The following is a 15,693-nucleotide window of genomic DNA, read 5'->3' as shown; positions in this document are numbered from 1 at the left end:
ATCCGCCTGCCACTGAGGGGGAGCACAAACGAAAAGTAACGAACATGCTGAGCAGTTTTCGCGAGAGAGAAATCCTCGAAATCGCCCGCAGCGAGGGCAAAGTTACCGTCGAAGGTCTGGCGGCGCATTTTGTTGTGACCGTGCAGACCATTCGCCGCGACCTCAATGAAATGGCCAATGCCGGGCGGCTGGAGCGGGTACATGGTGGTGCGGTTTTGCCCTCCGGTGTGCGCAACATTGCTTATGAAGAACGCGGGCGCGTGAACGCGGATGCCAAGGCAGCGATGGCGGCCCGCTGTGCGGCGGACATCCCCAATGGCTCCGCTCTGTTCATAAACATCGGCACCAGCACCGAGGCACTGGCCAGCGCATTGCTGGGCCACGATGGGTTATTGGTGGTGACCAACAACCTCAATGTGGCGCGGATTTTGTCCGGCAACGCGCGGTGCAACGTGCTTTTGACCGGTGGGCGCCCCCGCGCGGAAGACGGCGGACTGGTAGGTCCTGTGGCGGCGCGCATGGTGCGCGACTTTGCCTTTGACTATGCCATCCTCGGCTGTTCTGCGGTGTCGGAGACCGGCGTGGCCTATGATTTTGACATCGACGAGATTGCTGTGTCCCACGCCGCTCTGGCTGGTGCGCGGGAAACCTGGCTCTTGGCGGATCACTCCAAGTTCCAACGCAACGCCCCGGCGAAGATCTTGGATTTTGCCGACGTCGCCCGGCTCTACACGGATGAAATCCCTGACACATTGGCCGAGGTCTGCGCCAGCAAAGGCACCGAAGTGTTGCCGGGATAAGAGGGCCTGCGGCACTGGTTTTCCACTTTTCCTTCCCGCGCCGTTGACAAGCTGGCGCGGCTATTAGAAAGGTGACGGCGCAGGGCGACCTGCTGGCCGTTTGGCGATGGCCCCTTAGCTCAACTGGATAGAGCAGCTGACTTCTAATCAGCAGGTTGAGGGTTCGAGTCCTTCAGGGGTCGCCACTTATGAGCACTGACCAGTGTAAGCTGGTCTCGCCGCCTCCTTTTCTCAATGTTCACAAAGAGTTGCGGATGTGATTTCGCTCCAAAGTCCGCGTGATGCATTTTTGTGCTACGCTACATCAACGCAGGAAGGGGATTCATCGCGTGCGTCCGGGGTTTTGGGAGGGCGCATCGTTCGCGTGACAGAAAAAGGACCACCAAAAAGAGACCACACAGCACATGACAGGCTCCAACTTCTCGGTTGCAAGGCTCGAACCCGAGCTGAAACAACTGTATTTCATCTGGCGCGATGCGGCCCTGGGTGCTGCAATGCCGCGGCTCAAGAACATCGGATTGCCATGTCCGCAAACCCAACCAGGCATCTTATCGATTTACGAAGTACTGCGCTCCCGCACCGGGGAACCAATTGACTTCAAAGGACTCTATGTACGCAGCAAACTCAAAAAGACGCTGAGTAAGGTCTTTACCGGAACAAAGCTGTCCGACCACCCCGGCAAAGGACCCGGCTCAAAAATGTGGGGGGCTTTTGTGCTGGCTGCGACAGATCCGCTGCCGCTCCACATTGCTTTGCCCTACACCGGTCCGCTCACATCTTTTCGCAGCACATCCGAACTCTACCTCCCAATGGCTGGCGACCGGGACACAATCGAATTTGTGATGGTCGGCGTGAGCTTAAAGCCAAGCGACTATGGTCACGTCATTGACTTCCCGTCCCCTTGCTCGACCGTAACAAACCGATAGCGTTTCACACAAAAAAGGGCGCACAGCGCGCCCATTTCTACCCGATACATTCGTCTGACCTCACCCGCCGTTACGAACCTCCTTGATCCAGGCGACGATCAAATCACGGCTTTCCTGATCCATCTCGATCGCGTTGGGCGGTGGCATGGCGTGGGTGCGGCCCGCTTGCAGATAGATCTGCTCGGCATGGCGCGCCACATCGGCCTCGGTTTCCAGCACCACCCCCTTGGGAGCCCAGTGCAACCCCTCCCACGAGGGCTCACGCGCATGGCACATAGAACAGTTGCCGAGCACAGCGTAGTATGCTTCCTCAAAGGCCTCTGCCGAGGCAAACTTTTGCTCATACGCGGTCAGTTCGCGGGCTTCGGATTCCTCGTAGGTTTCGCCAGTTTGCGCAGTGGAGAGCCAGGCGATGGCCACCATCAGCAGCGCGGTGATCAGCCAGGTCCAGAGCGGGCCTTTGCCAGTACGATGCATGGTGTTGAAGTAGTGGCGGATGGTGACGCCGGTCAAGAAGATCAGGCTGGCGATGATCCAAGCGTACTCAGTGGCGAAGGCCAGCGGGTAGTGGTTGGACAGCATCAGGAACACCACCGGCAGGGTCAGGTAGTTGTTGTGGGTGGACCGCACCTTGGCGATCTTGCCGTATTTGGCATCCGGCGTGCGGCCGTTTTTCAAATCGTCCACCACAATGCGCTGGTTCGGCATGATCTGGAAGAACACGTTTGCGGTCATTATGGTGGCGGTGAAGGCCCCCAGGTGCAGCAGCGCGGCACGGCCGGTGAAGATCTGGTTGTAGCCCCAGGACATCACCACGAGGATGGCAAACAGCAGCAGCATCAGCAGGGTTGGCTGCTCGCTGAGCTTGGATTTGCACATAAAATCATAGGCTAGCCAACCAATAGTCAAGGAGCCGCCGGAGATCAGGATGCCCTGGAACAGGCTCAGGTCTGCTTTGGTTGGGTCCAGCAAGAAGAGCTCACCGCCGACCCAGTAGACAATCATCAACAGCGCCGCGCCAGAGAGCCATGTGGTGTAGCTCTGCCATTTGTGCCAGGTCAGGTGCTCCGGCATCTCAGACGGGGCCACGAGGTATTTTACGGTGTGATAGAAGCCGCCGCCGTGCACTTCCCATTCTTCACCATAAGCACCTTCGGGCAGGTGTTTGGCCGGTTTCAGCATCAGATCCAATGCGATGAAATAGAACGACGCGCCAATCCAAGCCATGGCGGTGATGACGTGTAGCCAGCGCACCGAGAACGCGATCCAGTCCCACAAAATTGCCATATCGTACATGGCGGTCTCCCCTAGATTCGTATTTGGTACAGTCTACGCGACCGGGCCTTTGTTCGTAATTCCCTCTAAATGCCAAGCAGTATCAAAAAATTCAGAACAATAAAAACCCGCCATGTTAGTTCAGGTCGCATAGAATAAAGGCGCGTCCGAAACCGGAGCGCGCCTTTGCAAAACTGTTTTTTTTCGAGAGCCTTAGCTGCCGCGATATGTGGAGTAACCAAACGGGGAGAGCAGCAGCGGCACGTGGTAGTGCGAGGCTTCCGACATGCCAAAGCGGATCGGCACCACATCAAGGAAACGTGGCTCTTCCGGCGGGGTGCCGCAGGCGTCCAGATAGGCCCCGGCGTGGAAGATCAGCTCATATTCACCGGTGGCAAATTCTGCGGCGGGCAGGATTTGCTCGTCGGTGCGGCCGTCATCATTGGTGACCAAGGATTTGAGTTTGGTGCGGGTCTCGCCCTCGATCCGGTAGAGATCAATTTTCAGGCCCTCAGCAGGGCAGCCACGGGCGGTGTCCAGAACATGGGTGGTCAGATAGCCGGTCATGGATGTGTCTCCTGATTGTTTGTATTGGTTTTAGTCTGGTTGGGGCGTTGGAGGCAAAGCCTGTCTGAGACGATGCACTTTCCGCTTTTTCTTGAAAAACAAGCGCGATTATCTGGCATATCCAGCAATGCGCCTTACGGTGCGCGGACCGCCAGACCCAATTTGATAAAGAAAGACCCCGATGACGATCCTGGAACTCTGTGTGCTGGCTTTGGCCGGATTTGGCGCTGGCGTTGTCAACACCATTGCGGGGGGCGGGACGTTCTTGACCTTCCCGGCGCTGGTCTGGGCCGGGGTGCCGCCGGTGGCGGCCAATGCCACCAGCGCGGTGTCGGTGTTCCCCGGCTATCTGGGCGGGGCCATTGGGTTTCTGTCAGAACTCAAAACCCTGTCACGCGCTCAGATGATCCGGCTCACCGCCATCACGCTGGCGGGCGGATTGGCGGGGTCGTTGTTATTGCTGGTGTCCTCCAACGAGGTGTTTTCCTATGTGGTGCCGTTTCTGCTGATGTTTGCCACCACGGCGTTTTTGCTCGGCGCAAAACTGCAGGTCTGGTCACAGCAAAAGGCCAAATGGTTCAAGCCGGAAGGCGCTGTGGGGCTGTTTTCGGTGAGCGTTTACGGCGGCTATTTCAACGGCGGTTTGGGCATTGTGTTGTTGGCGCTGTTTGCCATGTGGGGCTGGCGCGACATTCACCTGATGAACGGAGTGAAAAACGGGCTGTCGTTTGCCCTGTCCGCCATTTCGGTGGTCACCTTTGCAGTGGCAGGTCTGGTGGTTTGGCCGATGGCGGTGCTGATGATGGCGTTTGCGGTCTTAGGTGGCTACAGCGGGGCTTTTGTCGCCAAGGCCATTCCGGCTTCCGTGGTGCGCTGGATCGTGGTCGTGATCGGCTACGGCATGAGCGCGGTGTTTCTGGCGCGGTTGTTTGTCAGCTGACCCGATTGGAACCAGCTGACAGAGTTTTCGGAAATCAGGCGGACTTGAGAACCGGCGCTGGAGCTGGCTTGTTTGCAATGGTCGCCGCGCCGTTTTTCTGTGCCACGCCAGCGACATAGGTCTCTGACACAGCATGATCATCGCCCAATGTTTGCAGGATGAACAGCTCTTCGGACAGGCTTTCCGCGCGCTGCATGCGCAGGTCCATGGCGTGGGTCGCGTGGGAATCCAACACCACCACATCCGCATCCGAACCTACCGCCAGCGTGCCGATCTTGTCCGACAGGCCCAGCACCTCGGCGTTGCCACGGGTGATCCAGTCAAAGGCGCGCAGCGGGTGCAGTTTCTGCTTCTGCAATTGCAGAATTTTGTAGCCCTCGTTGAGGGTTTGCAGCATCGAGTAGCTGGTCCCTGCCCCGATGTCGGTGGCGATGGCGTTCTGAATGCCGCGGGCGCGCAGCCCGCCGTCGTCAAACAGACCGCTGCCCAAGAAGAGGTTAGAGGTTGGGCAGAACACCGGTTTCGCCTGCGTTTCGGCCAGCACGTCAATCTCGCGTGGGGTCAGGTGGATAGAGTGTCCTAGCAAGGTTTTGGGCGTCAGCAGGCCGTAGCCTTCATAGACACCAAGATAGTCCGGCGCATCTGGGTAGAGCTCTTTGGTGAAGGCAATTTCGTCGTGGTTTTCGCTCAGGTGGGTCTGCACAAAACACTCCGGGTGTTCCGCCACCAAAGCCTGCGCCATCTGCATCTGCTCTGGCGTTGAGGTGATCGCAAAGCGCGGGGTGATGGCGTAGTGCGCACGGCCCTTGCCGTGCCACCTGGCAATCATCTTTTTGCTGTCGTCATAGCTGGATTGTGGCGTGTCGCGCAGCGCATCCGGCGCGTTGCGATCCATCATGACCTTGCCACCAATCATGCACATATTGCGCCGTTCGGCCTCGGCAAAATAGGCCTCCACGGACGCGGTGTGCACCGAGCAGTAAGACACTGCCGTGGTGGTGCCATGGCTGGTCAGCAGGTCGTAGAAATGGCCCGCCATCGCCGTGCTGTGATTAGGGTCTTCAAAGCGGGTTTCTTCGGGGAAGGTGTAGTTGTTCAGCCAATCCAGAAGCTGCTCTCCCCAGGAGGCAATCACCTGCACCTGCGGGAAATGTACATGGGTGTCGATGAAACCGGGCAGCAGCAGATTTGGGCGGTGGTCTTTGACCGTGGCTTGTGGCGCTCGCGCAGCAATGTCTTGATAGACACCGGTGGCTTTGATCTTGCCATCTTCGATTAGGATCGCGCCGTCCTTGATGTAGGTATAGGCGTCGGTGTCCATCTCATCTGTTGGGGCGGCGTGGAAATCCAGAATACGGCCCCGCAGGAGCGTTTGAGTCTCTGTGTGTGACATGGTCGGGTCCAATGTGGAGGAATGAAAAGGTGCGGGCCGCCGAAGGACAAGGCTGGCCCGCACAAGGGCGTCCGGGGAAGTGGACGTTATTCGGCGGGTGCCGGAGCCTCGTCCACCACCGCGTTTTCGTTCACGAGGTCATCCTCTTTGTGAAACAGCGGGTAGATGTAGAGGAAGGCGGCCGCGATCAGGTAGCCGGAGGTCACACCGGAGAGTTCCGGCATGTGCAGGCTGGCGCCATGGATGATGCCCAGAGCGGACATCACGGCGGCGGCCAGAGCAAAGCCACCAGCATTGCGGAAGCGGCCATCAATGACGCTGGCGACAATGGCCCCCCAGATCAGACCGGTCAAGATGGCGCCTTGCGAGAGGGCCAGGTGGCCTTCGAAATGCGCGCCTTGCTGCAACAGCGCGGCGGTCAAGGCCTCGTCACCAAGATTTGGCAGACCTGCCACACCCACGGCCCCCAATGCGCCCATCAGTGAGCCCCATTTCACCATCAGGAAAGCCGAGACATGTGGCATCATCGCGATGGTCACAGCGGCCATGTGGTCGGTTTTCACCGAATGCGCGGTGTTGGTGATCAGGCTGAGCGCAACAAACACCAGCACCGGGGCCGCGGCTGCGGTCGGGATCAGGTTGTTGAGGAAGGCCAACAGACCAAAGAAGGCCGCCAGCGGGATCACCGCGCCGACCCCAATGATGTAGCCGGCATGTGCACCCATGCGCTTATAAGCCGGATGGCCGATGTAGGCGGTGGTTGGGAAAGGCGAGCCAAAGACCGCGCCCACCATGGTGCCCACGCCATCGGTGATCTGACAGGTGGCCACAGGGTAATGGTCGCCCGCCGCTTCGGCGCTTTCCACGTTGTTCATGGTCTCGATGAAGTTGTAGATCTGCACCGGCACCAGCACGAGGAACAGTTCCGGGTTGGCAAACAGATACTGGATGCCTGCGAGCAGGTCACCGATATAGGGCAGAGGTGGGTAGAAGCCGACGCCATCCAGGCTGAGCTTGGCTTCGCCAATGCCAAAGGCCACCACGGTGCCGACAATCAGCGCGAGCAGACCGGCGGGGATGTTATATGGCAGGCGGAAGCGGCCCACGAGGCCCCAGAGGATGATGATCATCGAGGCAAAGCCGATGAATGGGTTTTCAAACACGGTCGCTAGGGGCACGGTGCCGATGAACACCAGCGCGATGCCGCAAAGCGTGCCCAGCATACCGGCGCGCGGGGTCACACGTTTTAGCCATGGGCCAATCACCGCGCCCAGCGCAGCGACGATGCCGCCCATGAAGCCAGCGCCGATACCGACCTGCCAGGCCAGCATTGGGTCATTGGTGGACCAGTAAATCGGGCCAATCACGCCAAACAGATAGACAAACATCACCGGGGTCGAGATGCCGTAGGGCAGCGCGGTCACGTCACGGCCATGTTGGGCGGCGGCGCGTTTGGCCAAGCCCACATAGACGGCGATCCCGGCCAGAATGGCCACGGCCGCGCCCGGCACGATGCGGCCATAGACAATCTCGGCAGGCATCTGGAACACAAACTGACAGACGCCAGCCAGCACCATCAGGTTGATCAAATTGTCGGTGAACAGCGCCCAAAAGGCACTAAAATCGCTGCGATCAAACAGCTTGTAGGTATAGCTACCATCCCTCATGTGGGACCTCCATTTGCTAACCGAAGGGATGCCGCCCTCTCCTCTAGGCGACATCTCTTGGCGTGAACTCACTGGGCTGCGATATGCGGTCCAGTGCCCCGAAGTTGGGGAGTTGCGGCAGTTTCAGAGGTCAGCGCTGGGGCCACTTCAGCCACGCGGTGCGCGGCGATCCCAGCAGGCCGCAGTGTGCGGCTACCGCCTGCCCACGAGGGGCAGATCAAGGGCGCGACAGACAGGCCGTCGCGGTATTGGGTGCGTGAGGGAGACTGGGACAGATCGACATCAGACCGCGCGTGGGCGCTGTCTTTCTGAGCCGTCCTATCCAAGCAATGTGCCATCTGGCCTCCCCTTTCGCGCGGGTATCGCGCGCGTGTGGCCTTGGTTTTACCGGCTGTGACTACGGCGCAAAACGGCGCAAATCGGGAGATACTTTCAATGGATTTTTGAATAAAACGTCGCGTAAGTTTGGGAGCAGCAAACGCCAAAAACAAAGCGCCTCCGCAGCCAAGAAGCAACGGAGGCGTGTGTTTCCAAGCGGTTAGAGGAACTTAGAAATCGACCTCGATGGCGATGCCTTTTTCGACAGCCAGATCGACGACGGCCGCGGCCACCGCAAGATCCTGCAAGCCAACGCCGGTGCCATCAAACAGGGTGATCTGCTCTGCCGAGGTGCGGCCCGGGTTGGTGCCGTTGATCACCGCGCCGACTTCGGCCACATCACTGACTTCAATCAGCCCTTCGGCCACCGCGTGCTGCGCCTCGCCGATGGTGATCGATTGCGCCACCTCGTCGGTGAAGACAGAGGCTTTCGCCAAAAGCGCGCTTTCGACCTCCTGTTTGCCTTTGGTGTCGGTGCCCATGCAGGCGATGTGCGTGCCGGGGGAGACATGATCCGCCATCAAGGAGGGGGCAAAGGCGGAGGTGATCGAGATGATCACGTCAGCCTGTTTCATACCGTCCAGTTCCACGGCCTCAAATGGCAAGCCAGCTTCGGTGGCGACTTTTTCAATGTTTGGCAGCATGTCCGGGTGGTAGTTCCAGCCGATAACTTTCTCAAACTGGCGCTGCTCCAAGGCGGCGCGCAGTTGGAAGGTGGCCTGATGCCCTGCGCCAATCATGCCGATGACCTTGGCATCTTCGCGGGCCAAATGTTTGATCGAAACGGACGACGCGGCAGCGGTGCGCAGCGCGGTCAACAGATTGCCGCCCACCATGGCTTTGGCCTTGCCAGTGTCCGGATCAAACAGGAACACGGTGGACTGGTGGTTGATCAGGCCGCGCTTTTCCAGGTTGTTGGGCCAGTAGCCGCCCGCCTTCAGGCCCAGCGTCAGCCCCGCCTGATCAAAGCCGCCTTTGAACCCATACAACGCGTCTTCGTGGCCAATGGCTTCGCGCACCACCGGGAAGTTATACGCATCGCGCGCGGCCATGGCGGCAAAAACTTTTTCAACCGCATCAAACGCCGCCTCGCGGGTCATCAGGTCGGCAATTTCGCGTTCAGGTACTATCAGCATGGTGCTCTCACGTTAGAATTTGCGTGCCCACGTGCAATGCCGGAAGGGTAAGACAGCACGTGGGCACAAGTCCGGCGCCCCATACGCCGGAGGTGGTTTTTTATCGAAGATCAGTAGGCACGGCCGCGGGCCGACACAGGCCAGACGCATTCAACTTTGCCGTCGCGCACGCCGACGTACCAGTCGTGCACATTGGCGGTTGGGTCACAGTGGCCCGGCACCAGCTTGAGCTTGTCATTGACCTTCAGCACGCCGGTTGGGTCCATGACCACGCCGTGCTCGTCTGAGCATTTGATGTATTCCACATCGTCGCGACCAAAAATCACTGGCAGGCCGCTGTCGACAGACTGCGCTTTCAGACCTGCGTCCACGATGGCTTTGTCCGCTTTGGCATGGCTCATCACGCTGGTCAGGATGAAGAAGGCATTTTCCCACTCGCCTTGGTCGATGCGGTTGCCGTCTTTGTCCAGGATGCGGCCGTAGTCTGCGTCCATGAAGGCGTAGGAGCCACATTGCAGCTCGTTGTACACGCCGGAGTTGCTCTCAAAGTAATAGGAGCCAGTGCCGCCGCCGGAGACCAATTCGCAGGAAATACCCTCGGCTTTAAGGCCGTCCACAGCGTCCTGCACTTGGGCAATCGCCACGTCGAGCTTGGCCTTGCGGTCCTCGTAGCTGTCCATGTGCTGCATTGCGCCCTGATAGGCCTGAATACCGGTGAACTTGAGGTTGTCCGCCGCTTCAACAACCTTGGCAATCTCCACCACGGCTTCGGTGGTGGTCACACCACAGCGGCCCGCGCCACAATCGATTTCGACAAAGATCTCCAGCTCCGTGCCATGCAGCACGGCCGCAGCAGAGAGGTCCGCCACATTGGCAACGTCATCCACGCAGACAATCGTGCGGCTGCCAAATTTGGGCAGACGGGCCAGGCGGTCGATTTTCGCCGGGTCACGCACCTGGTTGGAAACCAGAATGTCCTTAATGCCGCCACGGGCAAAGACTTCGGCCTCCGAGACCTTCTGACAGCAGACGCCTACGGCACCACCAAGTTTTTCCTGCAGCTTGGCCACATCTACGGATTTGTGCATCTTGCCATGCACGCGATGGCGCATGCCGTGGGCCTTGGCGTAATCGCCCATCTTCTTGATGTTGCGCTCCAGCGCATCAAGGTCCAGCACCAAGGCCGGGGTTTGAATGTCTGCGGCGTCCATGCCCGGCTTGGCCGGAATGTCATAGCCCACTTCATAGGTGTCGAGATTGGTCATGTCTTTCATGTCCTCATCCTCTGTCGAAAATAGAGTTGTCTGTGTGTCAGGTGGTTGGCAACCAGGGCAGCTTATCGAGATCAACGTTGCCACCGGTGATGATCATCCCCACGCGTTTGCCTCTGAAAGCGTCGGGGTTCTTGAGAACTGTCGCCAAAGGCACCGCGGAGGAAGGTTCCATCACGATGCGGAGATGCTTCCAGGTGAGCTTCATCGCATCAATGATTTCTTGCTCGGACGCGGTGTAAATCTCGCTCACGTGGTTGGAGACAAAGTGCCAAGTGCGCTCTTTGAGCGGCACCAACAGCCCGTCAGCAATGGTTTTGGGCGCGTCATCGGCGATGATGTGCCCCGCCTTGAAGCTGCGGTAGGCGTCGTCCGCCTGCTCTGGCTCCGCCGCAATCACCTGCGTTTCCGGCGCCAAGGTGGCGAGCGTCAGGCAGGTGCCAGAGATCATGCCACCGCCACCAATGGGCGCAACCACCATGTCCAGACCGTCGGTCTGCTCGATGAATTCTTTGGAGCAGGTCCCCTGCCCCGCAATCACGCGAGGATCGTTGTAAGGATGCACAAAATCGCCCCCGGTGGCCGCTTGCACTTCGGCAAAGGTCGCCTCGCGCGAGGTGGTGGAAGGTTCACATTCGGTGATCCTACCGCCATAGCGGCGCACGGTGTCTTTTTTGGCCTGCGGCGCGGTGCGCGGCATGACCACGTTGCACGGAATGCCACGTTTCATGGCCGCATAGCTCAGGCAAGACGCATGGTTGCCGGAGGAATGGGTGGCGACGCCGCGTTTGGCCTGCTCCTCATCCAGTCCAAAGACCGCATTGGCCGCGCCGCGCACTTTGAAGGCACCCGGCTCTTGGAAGTTCTCACATTTGAAGAACAGTTCTGCGCCGGTCAGCTCGTTGAGGTAGTCCGACACGCGCACCGGGGTGCGGCGGATGTGGGGCTGGATGCGCGCGTGCGCCTCCAGCATGTCCTCATAGGTTGGGATATACATATCGCTGTCCAACATCAGGCCGCGTCCTTCTGCACCGACGCCGTGTTGCCACGGTAGAAATCTTGTGCGGCGGCCACGCCACTGCCCAGTTTGATGTCCAGGCCAAGGTCCACCATGCACATCTCTGCAGTGGCGATGCCGGAGAGCGCCATCACGTCGGTCAGGCTGCCAAGGTGACCGATCCGGAAGACTTTGCCAGCCACCTCACCAAGGCCCACACCAAAGGCCACGCCGTATTTCTCCGCCGCATGGGTGACGATGTCGGTGGCGTTAAACCCTTCCGGTGTTTTGATCGCACTCACGGTGTCCGAGTAAACCGACGGGTTGGCGGCGCAGAGTTCCAGCCCCCAAGCACCCACAGCGGCGCGCACGCCTTCGGCAATGCGGGAGTGACGGGCAAAGACGTTGTCCAGACCTTCGTTGAGCAGCATGGTGCAAGCTTCGTTCAGGCCATTCAACAACCCCACGGCGGGCGTGTAAGGGTAAGCGTTGGCAGCGTAGCCTTTGGCCATGTCGTGCACGTCAAAGAAGGTGCGCGGCAGTTTGGCAGTCTCAGTTGCGGCCATGGCTTTGGCGCTGAAACCCACGATGGCGAGGCCAGCGGTCAGCATGAAGCCTTTTTGCGAGCCGGTCACGGCAACATCCACGCCCCACTCATCCATGCGGAAGTCCATGGAGGCAATCGAGGACACGCCATCGACAAACAGCAGTGCCGGGTGGCCTGCGGCGTCCAAAGCGCGACGCACGGCGGCGATGTCGGATTTCACACCGGTGGCCGTCTCGTTGTGGGTGGCCAGAACGGCTTTGATTTCATGGTTGGTGTCTGCGGTTAGGATCTCCTCGTAGCGGTCCGCTGGCAGACCTTCGCCCCAAGGGGTTTCCACAACCTGCACGTCGAGATCATGACGCTGGCACATGTCGATCCAGCGGTGGCTGAACATGCCGTTGCGCGCAGCGAGGATTTTGTCGCCTGCGGACAGCGTGTTGGTCAGTGCGGTTTCCCAGCCGCCGGTGCCGGTGGATGGGAAGATGAACACTTCTGCGCTCTCGCTTTTGAGCACTTTGCGCACACCTTCGCGGGCCGGGTGCAGGATTTGACCAAACAGCGGCGAGCGATGGTCGATGGTGGGCATGTCGCAAGCCTTGCGCAGGCTTTCCGGAATGTTGGTTGGACCGGGAATAAAGACAGGGTTTTGGAAGCTCATGGCAGGTCTCCTTCAAGCGTTGAGACGACCATAGCGGGGCAACTTGCGGCGGGAAATTTTTTTGAAAAATGATTTCAGAAATGAAAATGTCGAAATTATTCAATATTGTCAGATGCTTGATTTTTTCATATTGTGAATGCTCTTTTCAATAATTTCGAAGGGGCTGTTTATGGTTTCTCAAAGGAATGGCGAAAATGGCGGTCCAAAGGCGCGTGGTCGTCCGCGTGACTGGCATGACAAGACCGCGCAAAACACCATCAAATCACTCGATCGCGCGATGGGGGTGTTTGAGTATCTGAGCGAGGCACAGGGCAAGACCTTGTCGCAGATTGCCGACGAGATGAGGCAATCTCCAGCCACGGTGTACCGCATTCTGGTGACACTGGAGACCCGTGGGCTGGTCGAATTTGAGAACCGCGAGCAGCTTTGGCACATTGGCCCCCGCGCCTTCATCATTGGTGCCCGTTTCTTGCGGCGCACCAGTTTGGTGGACCGCGCGCGGCCTGTGATGCGCAAGCTGATGGAGCTGACCGGGGAAACCGCCAACCTTGGCGTGGAGCGCGAAGGACAGGTACTCTTCCTCAGCCAAGTGGAAACACACGCCACCATCCGGGCGTTTTTCCCACCTGGCACCCTCTCGCAGATGCATGCCTCCGGCATTGGCAAGGCCTTGTTGGCACAAATGGAAGCAGGTCGGCGCAATCGGCTTTTGGCCACCGAAGAGCTCACAGCATTCACCGAGCGCACCATCACCGATGTGGATGCGCTTCTTGAAGACCTGCTTGCCATTCGGGAGCGTGGTTACTCTGTAGACGACGAGGAGCGCAACATGGGCATGCGTTGTATCGCAGCTCCGGTGTTTGACTTTAACGGCGAGGCGGTGGCGGGCATTTCCGTGTCGGGCCCCGCAAGTCGTGTGAGTGCGGCGGAAACTGACCGTCTGGCGAAGGCCGTGACCGCGGCGGCTCGGGAATTGACCCTTGCGATTGGCGGGGAGGCCACGGCACCTTGAAAAATGTTTGCGCTACCATTTATGTGGAGGCAGAGAGGGAGGCGCGACATGACCCAAGACATAAGCGGCCGGGCACTCATCGTAATGGGTGTCAGCGGGGTAGGCAAAACCACGGTGGCGCAGGCTTTGGCGGAACAGATCGGCGGGCGCTACATTGAAGCGGATGAATATCATCCCCCGGACAACATTGCTGCCATGGCGGCTGGTACGCCATTAACGGACACAATGCGGCACCCCTGGCTGGACGCGTTGGCGGGCGCAATGCAGCAGGCGCGGACAGCTCGGCCGGATACGCCTGTGGTGGTAGCCTGTTCTGCGCTCAAACGCAGTTATCGGGATATTTTGCGCGCCAGGAACCCGGACGCTATCACTGTCTATCTCGCGGCGGATCCTGACACGATCCGCGCACGTATCACCGGCAGAGAGGACCACTTTATGCCGCCAAGCCTGCTTGATAGCCAACTGGAGACATTAGAGCCCCCGACCCCGGATGAGACCTGCGTGACCGTTGACGCCAGCTTGCCTCCCGACATATCCGTGGGCCAAATCAAAGAAACGCTTTTGGCGTTATCGACCAACGACCGATTGACATCCCTCTGTTAGCGCATGACATAGGGGCAGCGCACCGCGGTTTCGGGCGGCACGGCCAACTCACTTAATTGCCTTGATGACAAGGAGCAAACCGATGACGCTTGCAAATTTTGGCCTCTACGGACTTGGTACAATGGGCACCGCCCTGGCGCATAACATCGCCGAAAACGGTTTTAATCTTCATGTGGCCTCCTATCGCAAAGTCGATATGGACAGTTTTGTGGCTAACGCACCTGCCTTTGAAGGAAATTTCACCGGCCACGACAGCCTGGCCGACATGGTACGGGACATGCCCGCCCCCCGCGCGATCATTTTCCTGATCCCTGCGGGTCAGGCTGTGGAAGAGGCCATTGCCCAAGCCCGCCCGCACATGCAGCCCGGAGATGTGCTGATTGATGCAGGCAACTCTGATTTTCAGGACACCCGCCGCCGCGCCGCCGACCTGGAGGCCAGCGGGTTGGCCTATATGGGCATGGGCGTGTCCGGCGGCGAGTTTGGTGCGCGCACTGGCCCGTCGATGATGGTGGGCGGCACAGCCTCGGTTTGGGAGGCAATGCGCCCCATGCTGGAAGCGATCTCGGCCAAGTTTGAGGGTGAACCTTGTGTCGATCATGTCGGGCCGGATGGTGCCGGGCATTTTGTGAAGACGGTGCACAACGGCATTGAATATGCCGACATGCAGCTTTTGGCGGAGAGCTATGGCCTGATGCGCCATGGTTTGACGATATCGCCAGCGGAGATTGGCGCGGAGTTTGAGCGCTGGAACAATGGGCCGATGCGCAGTTATCTCGCGGAGATCTCCGCCGAAGTTCTTCAGACGATTGATCCTAAGACAGACAAGCCGCTGGTGGATGTGATTGTCGACACCGCTGGCCAAAAAGGCACTGGCCGCTGGACCGCGATTGAAGCGCAGAAACTGGGCGTGGCTGCCAATACGGTTGAGGCTGCGGTGGGCGCGCGCGTTTGGTCCGCAGGTCGTGAGGCACGCGCCGTTGGCGAAGAGATTTTTGCGCCAACGCGAGGTACGGTTGCGGTGACAACAGCGCAAATAGAACACGCAGCCTTGGCGACACGCATTATCGGCCACAGTCAGGGGTTTGACCTGTTGTCTAGCGCGTCTGACGAGTTTGGCTGGGATTTGGACCTGTCGCGCTGTGCAGAGATCTGGCGGGCGGGCTGCATCATTCGGTCTGAATTGCTCAGCGGCATTGCGGACGCCTTCCGCAACGCGCCACCGGCTGGCCTTCTGGCCTATGCGCCGGAGATGGCGGCGACGCTTAAAGACGCGGTTCCAGCGTTGCGCGCTGTGGTGGGCGCCGCCATCGCCGCCGGGCATCCAGTGCCGGTGATGACGGCCGCGTTGGCATGGTTTGACGGCATGACACAATCGCGCGGCACCGCGGATCTGATTCAAGGGCAGCGCGATTTCTTTGGCCGCCACAGCTTTGCGCGGGTCGATGGGGGCAGCGGCCATCACGGGCCATGGGCTGACTGACAGTAGAAAGCCATCGCGCCCGAACCGAGGGGCTGGAAGC

The 15,693-nt window shown here is 59.3% G+C and carries 15 protein-coding genes and 1 tRNA gene; 7 read left to right on the top strand and 9 right to left on the bottom strand.

Annotated elements, in window-relative coordinates; translation table 11 throughout:
• The first annotated feature begins 44 nt into the window (after positions 1 to 44).
• From SIB38_RS08050 to SIB38_RS08040, 3 genes are all read left to right on the top strand, one after another.
• On the top strand, positions 45 to 800 hold the full coding sequence (locus tag SIB38_RS08050) for a DeoR/GlpR family DNA-binding transcription regulator (RefSeq protein ID WP_412551770.1): 756 nt from the start codon (positions 45 to 47) through the stop codon (positions 798 to 800).
• Between the two features lie 108 nt (positions 801 to 908).
• A tRNA-Arg gene (locus SIB38_RS08045) sits at positions 909 to 985 on the top strand.
• Positions 986 to 1,204: 219 nt separating this feature from the next.
• Positions 1,205 to 1,726 carry a hypothetical protein gene (locus tag SIB38_RS08040; RefSeq protein WP_294117277.1) on the top strand — a complete coding sequence of 174 codons (522 nt, stop codon included), beginning with the start codon at positions 1,205 to 1,207 and terminating at the stop codon, positions 1,724 to 1,726.
• A 60-nt stretch (positions 1,727 to 1,786) separates the two neighbouring features.
• Here SIB38_RS08040 and SIB38_RS08035 read toward each other — a convergent pair whose 3' ends face one another.
• Both SIB38_RS08035 and uraH read right to left on the bottom strand, forming a co-directional pair.
• The gene (locus SIB38_RS08035; protein WP_294117274.1) at positions 1,787 to 3,022 is read right to left on the bottom strand and encodes a urate hydroxylase PuuD; all 1,236 of its coding nucleotides are present in this window, start codon (positions 3,020 to 3,022) and stop codon (positions 1,787 to 1,789) included.
• Between the two features lie 192 nt (positions 3,023 to 3,214).
• On the bottom strand, positions 3,215 to 3,568 hold the full coding sequence (uraH, locus tag SIB38_RS08030) for a hydroxyisourate hydrolase (RefSeq protein ID WP_294117273.1): 354 nt from the start codon (positions 3,566 to 3,568) through the stop codon (positions 3,215 to 3,217).
• A gap of 181 nt (positions 3,569 to 3,749) precedes the next feature.
• On the opposite strand from uraH, the gene SIB38_RS08025 reads away from it, so the two are divergent.
• The gene (locus SIB38_RS08025; RefSeq protein ID WP_294117271.1) at positions 3,750 to 4,508 is read left to right on the top strand and encodes a sulfite exporter TauE/SafE family protein; all 759 of its coding nucleotides are present in this window, start codon (positions 3,750 to 3,752) and stop codon (positions 4,506 to 4,508) included.
• Positions 4,509 to 4,542: 34 nt separating this feature from the next.
• Here SIB38_RS08025 and guaD read toward each other — a convergent pair whose 3' ends face one another.
• The 7 genes from guaD to bhcA form a co-directional block, all read right to left on the bottom strand.
• Positions 4,543 to 5,901, bottom strand: coding sequence for a guanine deaminase (guaD, locus tag SIB38_RS08020; protein ID WP_412551769.1), 1,359 nt, complete (start codon positions 5,899 to 5,901; stop codon positions 4,543 to 4,545).
• Positions 5,902 to 5,987: 86 nt separating this feature from the next.
• Positions 5,988 to 7,568 carry a xanthine/uracil/vitamin C permease gene (locus tag SIB38_RS08015; RefSeq protein ID WP_294117265.1) on the bottom strand — a complete coding sequence of 527 codons (1,581 nt, stop codon included), beginning with the start codon at positions 7,566 to 7,568 and terminating at the stop codon, positions 5,988 to 5,990.
• 68 nt (positions 7,569 to 7,636) lie between these two features.
• The gene (locus tag SIB38_RS08010) at positions 7,637 to 7,906 is read right to left on the bottom strand and encodes a hypothetical protein (RefSeq protein ID WP_412551768.1); all 270 of its coding nucleotides are present in this window, start codon (positions 7,904 to 7,906) and stop codon (positions 7,637 to 7,639) included.
• A 210-nt stretch (positions 7,907 to 8,116) separates the two neighbouring features.
• Positions 8,117 to 9,082, bottom strand: coding sequence for an iminosuccinate reductase BhcD (gene bhcD / locus SIB38_RS08005; RefSeq protein ID WP_294117262.1), 966 nt, complete (start codon positions 9,080 to 9,082; stop codon positions 8,117 to 8,119).
• A gap of 110 nt (positions 9,083 to 9,192) precedes the next feature.
• Entirely contained in the window at positions 9,193 to 10,356 is a 1,164-nt protein-coding gene (gene bhcC / locus SIB38_RS08000) for a 3-hydroxy-D-aspartate aldolase BhcC (RefSeq protein WP_294117260.1), read from the bottom strand.
• 37 nt (positions 10,357 to 10,393) lie between these two features.
• Entirely contained in the window at positions 10,394 to 11,365 is a 972-nt protein-coding gene (gene bhcB / locus SIB38_RS07995; RefSeq protein ID WP_294117259.1) for a beta-hydroxyaspartate dehydratase BhcB, read from the bottom strand.
• Positions 11,365 to 12,555, bottom strand: coding sequence for an L-aspartate--glyoxylate aminotransferase BhcA (bhcA, locus tag SIB38_RS07990; RefSeq protein WP_294117258.1), 1,191 nt, complete (start codon positions 12,553 to 12,555; stop codon positions 11,365 to 11,367). The genes bhcB and bhcA overlap by 1 nt, the downstream gene beginning before the upstream one ends.
• A 169-nt stretch (positions 12,556 to 12,724) precedes the next feature.
• On the opposite strand from bhcA, the gene bhcR reads away from it, so the two are divergent.
• From bhcR to gndA, 3 genes are all read left to right on the top strand, one after another.
• Positions 12,725 to 13,567, top strand: coding sequence for an HTH-type transcriptional regulator BhcR (gene bhcR / locus SIB38_RS07985; protein WP_294117256.1), 843 nt, complete (start codon positions 12,725 to 12,727; stop codon positions 13,565 to 13,567).
• A gap of 48 nt (positions 13,568 to 13,615) precedes the next feature.
• Entirely contained in the window at positions 13,616 to 14,170 is a 555-nt protein-coding gene (locus tag SIB38_RS07980) for a gluconokinase (protein WP_412551767.1), read from the top strand.
• Positions 14,171 to 14,252: 82 nt separating this feature from the next.
• A complete protein-coding gene (gndA, locus tag SIB38_RS07975) occupies positions 14,253 to 15,653 on the top strand; it encodes an NADP-dependent phosphogluconate dehydrogenase (protein ID WP_412551766.1) in 1,401 nt (466 codons plus the stop codon).
• The last annotated feature ends 40 nt before the right edge of the window (positions 15,654 to 15,693 follow it).

The organism is Shimia sp. MIT910701, from assembly GCF_047126315.1.
Classification (GTDB): Bacteria; Pseudomonadota; Alphaproteobacteria; order Rhodobacterales; family Rhodobacteraceae; genus Shimia.
This window is presented reverse-complemented; position numbering and strand designations above follow the sequence as displayed.